This is a genomic window from Psychrobacter sp. Arc29 (assembly GCF_041431175.1).
Taxonomy (GTDB): Bacteria; Pseudomonadota; Gammaproteobacteria; order Pseudomonadales; family Moraxellaceae; genus Psychrobacter.
Genome location: NZ_JASMRR010000012.1, coordinates 24,332 through 38,565, shown reverse-complemented (window position 1 = coordinate 38,565; position 14,234 = coordinate 24,332). Strand labels below are relative to the sequence as shown.

Below are 14,234 nucleotides of genomic sequence, written 5' to 3'. Positions count from 1 at the left end.
TCATTCTGTTTTGATTTATTGTGCTAATCGTAATTGTTAAACAATTTAACCAGCCTGAATCTGTCAAGACTGAGCAAACATGTTAATATAATGGCACATTTTCACCATTTCTAAACGATTCTTTGACCACTGACCAGCTTATTATTAGACCAATATGACTGCTTGCTCGTGGTGACAGAATAAATAAAACAAGAGAGATAAAATTATGTCAGACCTTATTGTTAATACTACCGACACAAACTTTGACCAAGACGTTCTAGAATCAGATGTGCCTGTATTGGTAGATTTTTGGGCAACTTGGTGTGGTCCTTGTAAAGCGATTGCGCCTATTTTAGAAGATTTAGCGACTGAGTACCAAGGTAAAGTTAAGATCGTTAAAGTTGACGTGGATAGCAACCCACAAGCAGCGAGCCGTTTTGGTATCCGTAACATCCCAACGCTATTTGTCTTCAAAGATGGCGAAAAAGTTGACTCAGTCATGGGCCTACAGCCAAAAGCTGAACTAGCTAAAGTATTAGACAAGCATTTATAAGCTGAATCTACTCGTTTCGGATGACTTTCAACGGACGAGATAGACTCATCAAGAAAGCCATTATCTGACTATGATAGTGGCTTTTTTGCTTGTTTTTTGTGCAAAAAACTTGATTATATGATTTTTTTGGCAAAATTTATTGACAACGCTATTGTGAAGACCGTATAGTCTGCTGACAAGAGAAAACCAACTGTTTTCCTAGTATCTTGTCGCTATTCTCCTCGTGTTTATCAACAAAAACACAATCGTCATTATAAACACCATTGCTGAACAAAATGACTAAACGCAATTACTGATATTGGGTTTTTGACGCAGACTCTTATGTAGCCTTTTTTTATCCTTATTTCTTATGACCTTGCATCCCATGATTGCAGTGAGTACATAAGCAGACATGCAAAACCAAAACTACATAAAATACAGCGCTGTGCTCACACCTATATCATCATATTACTGTTATTTTAATCACTGTCGTGATTTGTGCTGCTAATGGCATCTCTCATCTGATCAATTGCTAATGACCTATCTATGAATCTTACTGAATTAAAGAAAAAATCAATCGCTGAGCTATTGGCTATCGCCAAGGAAATGGGTCTTGATAATATGGCGCGTAGCCGTAAACAAGACATTATCTTTGCTATCCTAAAAACCCATGCGCGGAACGGTGAAGCTATCTATGGTGATGGCGTACTTGAGGTTCTTCCTGATGGTTTTGGATTTTTGCGCTCATCAGAAGGCTCATATCTAGCCGGTCCTGACGATATCTATGTCAGCCCTAGCCAAATTCGCCGCTTTAGCCTAAAAACTGGTGACAGTATCGCTGGTACGATTCGCCCACCAAAAGATTCTGAACGTTATTTTGCGTTATTGAAAGTCGGCGAGATTAACTTTGATACGCCAGATCGCTCACGTCATAAGCTTATCTTTGAGAACCTAACGCCGCTATTCCCAACTGAGCATTTAAAACTTGAGCTTGGTAATGGAACCACTGAAGATCTGACTGGTCGTATCATCGATCTAATCGCTCCGATTGGCAAAGGTCAGCGCTCTATCATCGTCGCACCGCCAAAAGCGGGTAAAACGATGCTGCTACAGACCATCGCTCAATCAATTACCCGTAATAACCCTGAATGCTACCTAATCGTACTATTGATTGATGAGCGTCCAGAAGAAGTCACCGAGATGGTACGTACGGTACGCGGCGAAGTGGTTGCCTCTACCTTTGATGAGCCGCCACAGCGTCACGTACAAGTGGCTGAAATGGTGATCGAAAAGGCCAAGCGTTTAGTGGAGCACAAGCAAGACGTAGTTATTTTGCTTGATTCAATCACTCGTCTCGCCCGTGCTTATAACACGGTTATCCCATCATCAGGTAAAGTACTAACTGGTGGTTTGGATGCCAATGCCCTAGAGCGTCCAAAGCGTTTCTTTGGTGCTGCGCGTAATGTCGAGGAAGGTGGTAGTTTGACCATTATTGCCAGTGCATTGATCGATACCGGTAGTAAAATGGATAGCGTTATCTTTGAAGAGTTTAAAGGTACAGGCAACCAAGAAATTACCCTTGAGCGTGACTTGGCCGAAAAACGCGTCTTCCCTGCGATTAATATCAAAAAATCTGGTACACGCCGCGAAGAGCGTTTGCTTGATGAAGACAAGCTGCGTAAAGTCTGGATCTTGCGTAAGTTGCTGCAACCGATGGATGGTGTTCAAGCCACTGAGTTCTTGCTAGATCGTCTCAAAGAAGCAAAAACCAATGATGAGTTCTTTGAGCAGATGAAGCGCAAATCACAGAATTAATTTGCGAGCTTTATTCTAAAATTATTTATATTAAGACTGCCAATAGGTGGTCTTTTTTATTTCCGATTGCCAAAATACTCGCCTACTTATTTTTGAGCTAAGTACCTCATATAAGCAAGCACCTGTTTGATGATACAGTCTGGAAACATCAATTACATGTTGTTTGCAAAGTTTAGCGCTTTTACTACGACTATATATTCAGCTACCGACTATCATGGCAGATAGTAGGAATACATTTGAAACTACCATGGACATTGTTTTTTAAAGGTCTTACATTTTAAATTTGATGGATAAATAGGTGATAATATGAAATTTGCTAAAACGATCGCAATGACAGCAATTACGAGCTCAGCCCTAATCATGACTGGTTGTAATTCATATGGTGGCGGTATGAGCAATACTGCTAAAGGTGCTACTGCTGGCGCTGCTGCTGGTGCTCTTATCAGAAGTAAAGGCGATAGCAAAGACATCGCTCGTGGCGCATTAGCTGGTGCAGCTATCGGCGGTGCTGGTGGTTACATTCTTGATAATAACTAAATCCTTCTACTCTGATATCTCATCATTATTAAATTGAGTGATATCAATCAGAGGATAAAAAAGGCCTGCAATTGATTGCAGGCCTTTTTTATGTCAACTTTTTGCGTGGTTAATATTATACTGACAACCCATAGGCGGAGTTGTAAAAAATAACCTTACTTTTAAAGCGCACCACTAAAGGTATCGCAAGATTGTACGTTACCACTCTCTAGGCCACGAGTGAACCATTCAACACGCTGCTGGCTAGTACCGTGAGTGAAGTTATCAGGCGCGACCGCTCTCCCACTCGCCTGTGCCAATCGATCATCGCCGATCTGACCAGCAGCATTGATAGCCTCATCAATATCGCCCGCTTCTAAAAACTGTACACGCTCTTGGTTACGCTGCGCCCAAACGCCAGCAAAGCAATCTGCCTGCAGCTCTTGTAACACTGATAACTTATTGGACTGTGCTTGGGTCACTTGCTGACGGGCTTCATTGACTTGCTGACTAATCCCCAATAACGTCTGAACATGATGTCCAACCTCATGTGCGATGACATAAGCCTGCGCAAAATCACCCGCTTTGCCTTGGTTTTCTTGACTACCTGATCCTTGCTGATCACCTGAAATACCGAGGTTTTGACGCATCTCCACAAAGAAAGACGTATCTAAATAAACCGTCTGATCCCCTGGGCAGTAAAACGGACCTGTTGCCGCGCTAGCACCACCACAAGCTGAATTCACTTGACCATTGAACAGAATCAATGAAGGCTCTTTATAAGTACTACCCGCTTCGTTAAATATCTGATGCCAGACCTCTTCGGTATCCGCCAGCACAACTTTGACAAACTGGGTATCTCGATCATCGCTTGTCGCAGGCTCGCTAGAGGTTCCATTACCATCACCACCAGCGATTACCTGACCTGTTTGCAGCGCAGTCATGGGATTTACCCCAAATACCAGCCATAAAATACCTGCGATAATGATACCGCCGATACCACCACCTATCATTTTCCCGCCGCCCGTACTGGAGCGCACGTTAGAACTGCCGCGTCTGCCTTGCCATTTCATAGTTTGTTCCTCAAATATACGATATATAGCCGTTCGTATCAGTCATTATTTATTTTGTACCGTTTCTAGCCAGATCCTTCAAATCAAGATTTTAGCCAGCTGCATTTCACTCGATTATCATAAAAGCAGGCGATCTAAAAACACTTTATGATAAGGTCAATCATTATTGACTCCCAATACCTCAATAATCAGCGTATTTACTTCTATTTTGCTCGATAAAACATGATAAACACTAAAAAATCATGATAATGAATGGACACTAAAAGTTCTCTGCTATAGGCTGATGTCATTGATTATACGTCGATTAATTTGGTTTGTTGTATTAAAAATACTATCGAACAGCTGAAGTAAAATATTATTTTAAATATTATTGTTACTTAATTGTACGACCCTATTTCCATTTTCATATAAAACATATAGAATGCGTGGAAGCTGAGTAGCTGTGACTAAGACTAGTTGAATTCTGAGAAATCTCGGAATTCGACCTTTGTTGCTGCTACTGCTCATTTCATTTTTCCGGAGAAAACCTTATGAAACTTAAATTACTTGCTCTAGCTGGTATCATGACTGCAACTATGGGCCTAACTGCCTGTGACAGCAACAAAGAAAACGCTGCTGAAGATTTATCTGACGCGCAAGAAGAAGTGCAAGACGCTTCTGCAGAGCTAGATGATGCTGCTGCTGAAGGCGAAATGACTGCTGATGCTGACGCTGCTGTTGCTGACGCTGAAGCGAACATCGCTGATGCACAAGCTGCAACTGCTACTGACGAAATGGACGCTGAAGTTCCTGTAGACGGTACTACTACTAGCGTTGACGTAGCTAGCGAAACTGACACTGCTACTGCTGATCCTGCTGCTGTTGAAGCTGCTGACACAGTTGTTGTTGAAGAGCCAGCTCAGTAATTTATTGTTCATACAATAAATAAACGGTAATAAAAAAAGAGAGCATATGCTCTCTTTTTTTATGTCTGCAATTTATGACAGCTAGTTACCCATAACCATACTTGGTATTTATTGGCTATACAAGATACATGCAGCGCAATATATGAAGAATCATAATCACAGTCACGTGCAAACACATATCAATAGTTTTACAAGGTTATAGCGAAAACAAGCAGGTTTTCATACTCAATAACGCATTAAGTATCGAATAAACGCTCATCAACTTTCTGACGAAATTTTTGTCCCGTTTTGAACGTAACCACGCGGCGCGCGGATACTGCGACAGGCTCCCCTGTTTTAGGGTTACGACCTGGACGGCTGTTCTTGTCTTTAAGCTCAAAGTTGCCAAAGCCTGAAAGCTTGACCTCTTTGCCATCAATCAAACTCTCTGACAGCTCATCAAAAAAGTTCTCCACCAGACAGCGACCTTCTTGGCGTGTCAGATTTAGATGACTCATTAAGTGCTCAATCATGTCAGATTTGGTTAAGGTGCTCACAGTACGACTCCTATGCTATGTCGTGATGTCGAATATCATGGTTTAGCGGTATGAAGGTTAAGTCTAATTATTATAAAGGTTTTTTTGAGCAGTTTTTAACAAACTATGCATTAAAATCCTTTATTAATAATGACTTAACTTATTCTACAAGTAAAAGGGTTATAAATAATAGTTTTTATGAATAGCAATGCTCCATAGCCTCATAACTGAAAAGGCTATAGAGCATTGGGTATTTTAAAGATTAAATATTAGCTGTCACGTAACTGGACTGCGTGTTGAGCCGTTAATGCCTGTACAACCTTATTGGTGGCAGTTTTTACAGCTTCATCCGATAGGGTTTGTGTAGCATCTTGCCATACGAGTGCAAACGCTAATGAACGCTGACCTGCTGGTACTTTATCGCCTTGATACACATCAAATAGCCACAGATCAGTCAACAGATCACCTGCCGCAGCTCGTACCGTCGTCTCTAACGTCTGCAAACTTATATCACTGTCTACTAAGATAGCAATATCACGGCGTACTTGTGGGAACTTGCTTGGCGTCGTAATCGCATGCTGCTCACGAGCAAGCGTCAATAGCGGTGCCAGTGACAATTGAGCGACCCATGTCGTCGGCAGATCTAACTGCTTAGCAGTATTTGGATGTAGCTGACCCAACCAACCAACATATATATCATCGATATATAACTCAGCGCTTTGTCCTGGATGGAGGAAGCTCAGCGTACTACGCTCGTAGCGGATGCGTGCACTATCGATCTGCGCTGGTAATAACTGTTCAATATCTTGTTTTAGATCATAAAAGTCTAGCGCACGATTTTGATACGCTTGCTCGCTCCATATATCACCCACTGCGACCAAGGCAATGCTTGGGGTTTGTATCAACTCGCTGATACTTTGTCCAACAAAGCTAAGACCCGTCTCAAAGAAACGTACGCGTGGCTGCTGACGATTCAAGTTATATTGCACGCAAGGCAATAGGCTCGATAGCAAGGTACGACGCATGACCGCCAAATCACTAGAGATAGGGTTTGCCAGTGCTAACACCTCCCCTAACGCTTCATCATCAAGCAATGCTTCTAATTTTGCATCACTAAAGCTAAAACTGATCGCTTCCATATAACCGTTATCGACCAGTGCTAGCTTCATTCCATGAGTCAAATCTGCAGTATCGTCATAATCCATGCTAACTTGCAAATGTGGCAGGACGCTTGGAATATTGTCATAGCCATAGATACGGGCAATTTCTTCGATGAGATCTTCTCGGATACTCATGTCGAAGCGATAAGACGGTGGCTTGCAAATTAGTGCGTCGTTTTGCTGCTCTACCTCAAAACCTAATTGAGTTAAGATACGCACCATCTCTGATGGATCGATATCAATCCCAATAACATCACGTACTTTCGCGATTGGCAATGTAATCGGTGCGCGTGCTGGCAAATGCTCAAGGTTTTCGGTCGTGACTATTTGTCCTGCTTCGCCGCCCGTAATGCCTGTGATCAAGTCACAAGCTCGTGCCAAGGCAAGTTTTGGCAATTCAAAATCGACCCCACGCTCAAAACGCTGCGAGGCATCGGTGTGCAATCCAAAACGGCGTGCGCGCGCAGCGATAGCCAGTTGATTAAAGAAAGCGCTTTCTACAACGATATTGGTCGTACTATCAGTGACACTACTACGCTGACCACCCATGATACCAGCGAGTGCCAAGGCACCTTTGTCGTCAGCAATCACAAGCTCATCACCGGTTAGCGTAACCGTTTGCTCGTTGAGTAAAGTAATGGTTTCATCAGGCTGTGCCAAACGCACAACGATATCACCGACGATGGTATCAGCATCAAAAGCATGTAGCGGCTGACCCAATTCCATCAATACATAGTTGGTCACATCGACCAAGAAATTGTGTGAACGTAGTCCTGACTGTACCAATGCATCTTGCATCCATTTCGGAGTATCGATGCTACGATCAATATTGCTAATCGATTGCAACAGATAGCGAGGGCACGCGTCTACCGCATCAACGGTTACAGCAGGCGTTACACCATTATCAGAAGCGACTACATTGTCAGGAATCTCTGGCAACTGTACAGGCAAGTCATTGATGACTGAAATCTCGCGAGCGATACCACGAACGCTAAAGCAATCACCACGGTTTGGAGTGATAGAGATATCCAATATTTGATTATCTAGGCCCAAATATTCACGGATATCGGTACCAACTGGTGCGTCTGCAGGCAACTCAAGCAGTCCATCGATATCATCGACCAAATCAATTTCAGAGGCGCCGCATAACATGCCGTTTGAGGCCACACCGCGTAGCTTGCTCTTTTTGATTTTAAACCCTGTCTTATCATCGCTTGGCAATACCGCACCAACGGTAGCAACCGGCGCTTTCATACCGACGGTCACATTAGGCGCGCCACAGACAATTTGTAGCGGCTCAGCGTCGCCAATATTTACCTGCGTGACTCGCAGTTTGTCTGCATCTGGATGCTGCTCAACGCTGATGACTTCACCGACAACCACACCGCTAAATTCGCGGGCAACTGCGTAACGATCATCAATTTCAAGACCTGCCATGGTCAGCTGTTCAGCCAACTGCTCGCTGGTATTTTGGGGGTTTACCCATTGACGTAGCCACTGTTCGCTAATTTTCATAAATATCTCGGATCAGAATTTTATAATAAAGATGTTGGAGTAAAGCTTGGCAAATTAACTTGTTGTATTAACAAGGAGCACTTTTATATCAACAAAAGCTCTCTAGCCAAATTGCTTTAAGAAGCGCACGTCATTTTGGAAAAATAAACGCAAGTCATCAATACCGTAATACAGCATCGCAAAACGCTCGATACCCATACCAAACGCAAAGCCTGTGTATTTGTCGCTATCAATACCGCAGTTGGTCAATACTTGTGGATGTACCATACCGCAGCCCATCACTTCAAGCCACTTGCCATTGTCATCTAAAATATCCACTTCTGCAGAAGGCTCAGTGAATGGGAAAAACGAAGGGCGGAAACGTACGGTCAGCTCTTTGGCAAAAAATGCTTCTAGAAACTCACTAATCAGGCCTTTTAGCTCAGCAAAAGTGCTCGACTCGGTGACCATAAGACCTTCTAGCTGATGGAACATCGGCGAGTGGGTTTGGTCTGAGTCGTTGCGATAAACACGGCCTGGGCAAATGATGCGAATCGGCGGCTCATTCTTTTCCATGGTACGAATCTGGACAGGACTGGTATGCGTACGCAGTAGATAATGCGCATCGAAATAGAATGTATCGTGCATCGCGCGCGCAGGATGGTGCGACGGGATATTCAATGCTTCAAAGTTATAGTAATCGCTCTCAACTTCAGGGCCAGTTGCGACATTGAAACCCGCTTGAATAAAATACTGCTGCATACGCTGCGTAATCATCGTTACTGGATGCAGATGACCTTTCTGACCACCGCGAGCAGGTAAAGTAATATCAATGCTCTCTGCTTCTAGCTTGGCATTGAGCGCGGCCACTTCTAGTTGCTGCTGCTGATCGGTCAATGCTTGCTGAATACGGCTACGTACCTCATGCAACCAGCCACCGTAAGTTTTTTTATCATCAGCATCGAGTTTGCCCATCTGCTTTGACCAGCCCGTCAATGGGCTCTTTTTGCCAGTCAATTGCACACGCAAATCTTGCAACGTACGCGCATCAGTTACTTGTAGAATCAAAGCTTCAGCAGCACTCGCAAAGTCAGTAAGCTGAGCTTCATTGAGCTCATTTAGCTCTGAAGACAAGGTCGGTAGCGCCGACAAGTCGTTGGTAGCAGCAGGGTTAGTCATAAGACGCATTATTCCTGATTTGAACGGACTATTAATTGTAGGGGTTTGACCAAATATTGCAAACCATTTATCCAGTTATGTTTATATAAAAAATTGATATAAATACTGTTTACAAGAATGGCTTGAGTATTTAGTCGATGACAAACGTATTTCGTATCGACAAAGCCTCGACGTCGAACAGGCATAGAATAATTTCATATAAAAAAAGCCACCGACCAGCGGTAGCTTTTATTAATATCGTACTATTAATCAATATTAGTTCTATTCGTTTAGATGCTTACTTAGATAAATTTTATATCTACTTAATCTCTAAAGAGTAGTTAATATTTATGCTAGTTCCGCTTTTGCTTTTTCGACCAATGCTGTGAAAGTCGCTGCATCATGCATAGCGATGTCTGCTAGAACGCGACGATCGATTGCGATGTTTGCTTTTTTCATGCCATTGATAAAGCGGCTATAGCTCAAACCGTTTAAGCGTGCACCAGCATTGATACGTGCGATCCAAAGACGACGGAAAGTACGTTTTTTGTTGCGACGGTCACGATAAGCATATTGACCAGCTTTGGTCACTGCCTGTACCGCTACGCGGTAAACACGTGAACGGGCACCGTAGTAGCCTTTTGCGCGTTTTAAGATTTTTTTGTGACGGCGATTTGCCTGTACACCACGTTTTACACGGGCCATAATTTACTCCAAGATTTTGTAATCACTGTTAAGCGAGTGATGATGCTGTCAAATAACAAACATCATTGTCAGATTGCAAAGTCAAATATCATTTCATCAGATAGTTTTCAATCAAAGATAGATGACAGTAGGCTATTAGATGTATGGGCACATACGACGAACTGCTGCTTCGTCAGATTTATGTACCAACTTAAGACCACGCAACTGGCGAATACGCTTAGGTGATTTCTTGGTCAAAATATGGCTTTTGAATGCTTGCTTACGTTTAAAGCCGTTTGCTGTTTTTTTGAAGCGTTTAGCGGCACCGCTTCTGGTTTTCATCTTAACTTTCATGATGATTTGCCTCTTTTTCTGTTTTAGAACCTGGTCGTCAAATAGTTATACCGAATAATCGTTATATAAATAACAACTAAACCTCTATTTGCCTCGAGGTGGGAGGCGCTATTTTAGCAGATAGTGCCTTGTTTTGCCAAGTAAAGTTTTGGCCAACCTTTACTTGGCAATAAAGACAGTTAGCCAGCATAAGTAGAACTGCAGCGCGGCTCTCAAAAACCTCATGAAAATGGTCAATTTTCATCCAAATAGATTGAATGTCAGCTGAAGCTGTGCTTAAGTAGATACTTAAGTTACATCATAATATGAGTGTCATGGAAGCACACTCATTTATTAAGTGTATACAGCCTTATTATCTGTTCATCATTATTATGATTCTGCCAACCTATCGCATGATAAGTAGCATAATTGTTTGCCATCACTTTAGGAGATAGTGTGTCAAAGCAAGAGTTGGTATTTGAGGATTGCTTATTTGTTTTTGAGACAGTGATGCGCGTGCGTCATACCGAAATCGACTTAGGACAGCATGTGACCATCGAATCTCTGACCGCCCTTCTGTCCGAAGCGCGACTAAGGTTTCTACAGGCTAAAGGTATTAAAGAAATCAATTCAGATAAACAGGGCTTGATTATTGATGCATTGCAGTTGGTTATTTTGAGCCGTATACAAGCGCGTGAAGAGCTTTTGTTTGAAGTCGGTGTTGAGCCAATATATGATAATGGCGGTAATATAGTGATAAAAGTTACCCGTATGCACACGGGCGAAACGGTCGTAAAAGCACGGCAACATTTTAGAAATTATGATTTTAATCTCAATAAAGTGATTAAGCTCGATAACACGACCAAAGAGGCCCTATATCCTCATTTATTTAGGCTGTAAAATAGTGAGTCAATAGCATCTTTCTCATTCTTATGCTCACGCAGCTTTCATATGACATCATATTTCAGAGCATTTCAGAGCATTTTAGACAATCTCCTCGCTCTAATCATAACTCGCTCTAATCATAACTCGCTCCAATCATAAGTAGTATAATTACTTATTGATATTTTTATTCTCTAACTACAAGACGACACATACATTATGACTCTACCTGCTTGGCTGACTGCCGTAACTTTTAATGCTGATGGTTTGATTCCTGCAATTGCTCAAGATCACGAGTCAGGCCGTATTTTGATGATGGCTTGGATGAATGCAGACGCATTACAGCTCACCGCACAAACGCAGACCGCGGTTTATTTTTCGCGATCGCGTGGCAAATTGTGGCACAAAGGCGAATCATCAGGTCATACGCAAACCGTCCACGATATTCGTCTAGACTGTGACGCAGACGTGATTGTGCTAAGCGTGACTCAAGCGGGCGGTATTGCTTGTCATACAGGCCGCGAGTCTTGTTTTTATCAGCGTTTAGATTTGTCTGGTCCAACGCCAGAGTGGCAAACTGTCGATAAAATATTAAAAGACCCTGCGGATATTTATCATTCTGATAAATCTGCTAGCACCAGTTCTGAAAACGAAAATGCTAGCGCGACCACCGACTCGAATAACACTCAAGCGCAAGTCGATACTACTCAAGCGCCAATTGATAAAGGCTCTGTGCTACAACAGCTAGATCAGGTATTGGCAGAGCGCAAACAAGCCGATGCCGACAGCTCTTATGTCGCCAGTCTATACGCTAAAGGCTTGAATAAAATATTAGAAAAAGTCGGTGAAGAGAGTATAGAGAGTATCATCGCTGCCAAAGATTTTGCTCACTGTGATGAAGGTAAAGACAAAGCAAGCTATGATGAGGCACGCCATGAGCTGATCTATGAAGTGGCAGATGTCTGGTTTCATACTTTAGTCGGACTGGCATGGTTTGACATAGAGTCAGATGCGGTATTGAACGAACTGGGTCGACGGTTTGGCTTATCAGGTATCGACGAAAAAGCGGCTAGATAGTTATTGAGATACAAAAAAAAGCATCGACCCTGTTTGATTATTGTTGATTTCACCTATTTGTAATAACTGCGGGTTATAATATAGCTCTGTTTTATCTCGCATTATATGTGATGCTTTTTTTTGATACAAAAATCTTTTATCAACACAAAGCAGGTTTTATCAACACAAAGCAGACATATAAAGACTGAAAACTAAGTCACAAAACCAGGTCACAAGGATACCATTATGGGTAGTTTTTCTATTACGCATTGGCTGATACTATTGGTCGTCGTCGTTGTCGTGTTTGGCACTGCAAAACTAAAAAATGCTGGCAAAGATTTGGGCGGTGCGGTTAAAGGCTTTAAAGAAGCGGTCAAAGATGAAAACACAGAGCATGCCAAAAAACGCGTGGTGCTTGACCATGATGGCACTGCCCATACCGACGAGCGCCCAACAACCACTAAGGTTGATGACAAGCATAATGTATAGCCTCTAGACAGTGACATCGGACCATTATGTTTGATATCGGGTTTTCTGAACTACTTCTCTTTGGTGTAATCGCCCTAATCGTCTTGGGCCCAGAAAAACTGCCACAGGCAGCGCGTACGGCTGGGCAATGGTATGCCAAAATTCGCCGCACCGTCTCCACATTACAGTCTGAAATAGAGGCCGAACTGGATTTGGCTGAGACACGCCAGCAAATGCAAAAAGAACTTGCCAAAATTCGTCAAACCGAAGCCGATATGAGGCGTGAGATGGCGGAGATGCGCGGTAATATGAAAGCTTTTGAAAGCTCACAAAGCCATTCTCTAAAAGCATCGAATGAAGCGGAAGCGGTCGCGAATGATAGAAATAGCAAAGCTAACGACACAAAAAATCATCAGCAATCAGCCATACCAAAAGCATTCGACTATTCTTATGCAACTGACGAGAATCAAGATACATTAGAGAACGGTCAATTATCAAAGCGCGGTAACAGCAACGATGATAGTGATATGGCCGCTCCAGTTACTCAAATCCTTAATACCCGACCATGGGAAAATATGTGGTTCCGTTTGGGTGCTTACGATAAAGCCCGTCGCCTCCCAATGCCGCCTTACCTACCAAACTATAAAGCCGATACCTTACTAAATAGCTCGGTAAGTACGCAGACTTCTGATAATAAGCAGGGGACTGACTGATGCAACTACTCAAACGAAAAAAAAGCCGCCAAGAAAAACTCACTGATTCAGATATTCCTGCTTTAGATGGCATTAATCAAGACGATAAAGCAACAACTGATAGCACTCAAAATGAATCATCAGAGGATGTTTTAAGCGCATTGGGTGACATGCCTATCACTGAGCATTTGATTGAGCTACGCCGCCATTTAATCAAAATATGCGTGGCTGTCTTGATCATCTTTTTGGGTTTGGTCGGTTACTCACGTGAGCTGTATAATTTTTTATCAGATCCGTTGGTGGCGCAATTGCCTGCCAATTCGACCATGATTGCCACAGATATCACCTCGAACTTTATGGCACCGATACGTTTGACGGTCTTCGTCGCCGCCTTTTTGGCGATGCCTTATATTCTTTATCAAATTTGGTCGTTTGTCGCGCCAGGGTTATATAAGAAAGAAAAGAGAATAGCTATTCCAGTGCTGCTGTCTTCCATATTTTTGTTTTATGCAGGTGTGGCTTTTTCTTATTTTATTGTGCTCAAAGGGGTATTAAAATTCTTCATTATGTTTGCCCCGCAAAACGTATTACCGATGACGGATATCGATAGCTATCTAAGCTTTGCCCTAAAGCTATTTATGGTGTTTGGCTTAACGTTTGAGATTCCAGTTGTGACCTTGCTATTGATATTGGCAGGGATTGTCTCCATTCAGAGTCTAGAAGAAAAACGTCGGTATATCATTGTGGGCTGTTTTGCTGTCGCTGCCGTGGTCACGCCGCCTGACGGAGTATCGATGCTCATGCTAGCGATCCCAATGTGGTTACTGTTTGAGCTGGGGTTATTTTTGGCCAAAATTTTGATCAAAGAAGAACCTAGCACTGACCTGATATCAACAGTCAAAGAATAAAGCACTTACCCGTCTGACTTATCTTGTTTTCTTCTTGCCTCACGCGTAAGCTTAGTGCTTATTG

15 protein-coding genes are annotated in these 14,234 nt (G+C 42.7%); 9 read left to right on the top strand and 6 right to left on the bottom strand.

Annotated elements, in window-relative coordinates; translation table 11 throughout:
* Nucleotides 1-205: 205 nt before the first annotated feature.
* The 3 genes from trxA (at nucleotide 206) to QO189_RS13335 (ending at nucleotide 2,863) form a co-directional block, all read left to right on the top strand.
* Nucleotides 206-532 (top strand): thioredoxin, encoded by a 327-nt coding sequence (gene trxA / locus QO189_RS13345; RefSeq protein ID WP_201600264.1) that lies wholly within the window; start codon nucleotides 206-208, stop codon nucleotides 530-532.
* A gap of 525 nt (nucleotides 533-1,057) precedes the next feature.
* Nucleotides 1,058-2,326, top strand: coding sequence for a transcription termination factor Rho (rho, locus tag QO189_RS13340; protein ID WP_055125334.1), 1,269 nt, complete (start codon nucleotides 1,058-1,060; stop codon nucleotides 2,324-2,326).
* Nucleotides 2,327-2,632: 306 nt separating this feature from the next.
* On the top strand, nucleotides 2,633-2,863 hold the full coding sequence (locus QO189_RS13335; RefSeq protein ID WP_201600262.1) for a glycine zipper 2TM domain-containing protein: 231 nt from the start codon (nucleotides 2,633-2,635) through the stop codon (nucleotides 2,861-2,863).
* A 161-nt stretch (nucleotides 2,864-3,024) separates the two neighbouring features.
* On the opposite strand, the gene QO189_RS13330 is transcribed toward QO189_RS13335, so the two are convergent.
* A complete protein-coding gene (locus QO189_RS13330; RefSeq protein ID WP_371533099.1) occupies nucleotides 3,025-3,915 on the bottom strand; it encodes a neutral zinc metallopeptidase in 891 nt (296 codons plus the stop codon).
* Between the two features lie 530 nt (nucleotides 3,916-4,445).
* Between QO189_RS13330 and QO189_RS13325 the strand changes: the two genes are divergently transcribed.
* Nucleotides 4,446-4,820 (top strand): hypothetical protein, encoded by a 375-nt coding sequence (locus QO189_RS13325; protein ID WP_201600258.1) that lies wholly within the window; start codon nucleotides 4,446-4,448, stop codon nucleotides 4,818-4,820.
* Between the two features lie 236 nt (nucleotides 4,821-5,056).
* On the opposite strand, the gene QO189_RS13320 is transcribed toward QO189_RS13325, so the two are convergent.
* The 5 genes from QO189_RS13320 to rpmI all read right to left on the bottom strand — a co-directional run bounded on the left by QO189_RS13320 (nucleotide 5,057) and on the right by rpmI (nucleotide 10,185).
* Nucleotides 5,057-5,356: an integration host factor subunit alpha gene (locus tag QO189_RS13320; protein WP_201600256.1), complete on the bottom strand. Its 300-nt coding sequence runs from the start codon at nucleotides 5,354-5,356 to the stop codon at nucleotides 5,057-5,059.
* 248 nt (nucleotides 5,357-5,604) lie between these two features.
* A complete protein-coding gene (gene pheT, locus QO189_RS13315; RefSeq protein ID WP_371533098.1) occupies nucleotides 5,605-8,010 on the bottom strand; it encodes a phenylalanine--tRNA ligase subunit beta in 2,406 nt (801 codons plus the stop codon).
* Between the two features lie 102 nt (nucleotides 8,011-8,112).
* Nucleotides 8,113-9,168 (bottom strand): phenylalanine--tRNA ligase subunit alpha, encoded by a 1,056-nt coding sequence (pheS, locus tag QO189_RS13310; protein WP_371533097.1) that lies wholly within the window; start codon nucleotides 9,166-9,168, stop codon nucleotides 8,113-8,115.
* A 327-nt stretch (nucleotides 9,169-9,495) separates the two neighbouring features.
* Entirely contained in the window at nucleotides 9,496-9,852 is a 357-nt protein-coding gene (gene rplT, locus QO189_RS13305) for a 50S ribosomal protein L20 (RefSeq protein WP_011281252.1), read from the bottom strand.
* A gap of 135 nt (nucleotides 9,853-9,987) precedes the next feature.
* Entirely contained in the window at nucleotides 9,988-10,185 is a 198-nt protein-coding gene (gene rpmI / locus QO189_RS13300) for a 50S ribosomal protein L35 (protein WP_062845610.1), read from the bottom strand.
* 435 nt (nucleotides 10,186-10,620) lie between these two features.
* Between rpmI and QO189_RS13295 the strand changes: the two genes are divergently transcribed.
* The 5 genes from QO189_RS13295 (at nucleotide 10,621) to tatC (ending at nucleotide 14,170) form a co-directional block, all read left to right on the top strand.
* Nucleotides 10,621-11,064, top strand: a complete 444-nt coding sequence (locus tag QO189_RS13295) for a thioesterase family protein (RefSeq protein WP_371533096.1) — start codon at nucleotides 10,621-10,623, stop codon at nucleotides 11,062-11,064.
* Between the two features lie 201 nt (nucleotides 11,065-11,265).
* Nucleotides 11,266-12,123: a phosphoribosyl-AMP cyclohydrolase gene (hisI, locus tag QO189_RS13290; protein ID WP_371533095.1), complete on the top strand. Its 858-nt coding sequence runs from the start codon at nucleotides 11,266-11,268 to the stop codon at nucleotides 12,121-12,123.
* A gap of 225 nt (nucleotides 12,124-12,348) precedes the next feature.
* Complete coding sequence (gene tatA, locus QO189_RS13285) at nucleotides 12,349-12,591, top strand: Sec-independent protein translocase subunit TatA (protein ID WP_201600244.1); 243 nt, start codon at nucleotides 12,349-12,351, stop codon at nucleotides 12,589-12,591.
* A gap of 26 nt (nucleotides 12,592-12,617) precedes the next feature.
* Entirely contained in the window at nucleotides 12,618-13,283 is a 666-nt protein-coding gene (gene tatB / locus QO189_RS13280) for a Sec-independent protein translocase protein TatB (RefSeq protein ID WP_371533094.1), read from the top strand.
* Nucleotides 13,283-14,170 (top strand): twin-arginine translocase subunit TatC, encoded by an 888-nt coding sequence (gene tatC / locus QO189_RS13275; RefSeq protein WP_371533093.1) that lies wholly within the window; start codon nucleotides 13,283-13,285, stop codon nucleotides 14,168-14,170. Before tatB ends, tatC begins: the two co-directional genes overlap by 1 nt.
* Nucleotides 14,171-14,234 lie beyond the last annotated feature (64 nt).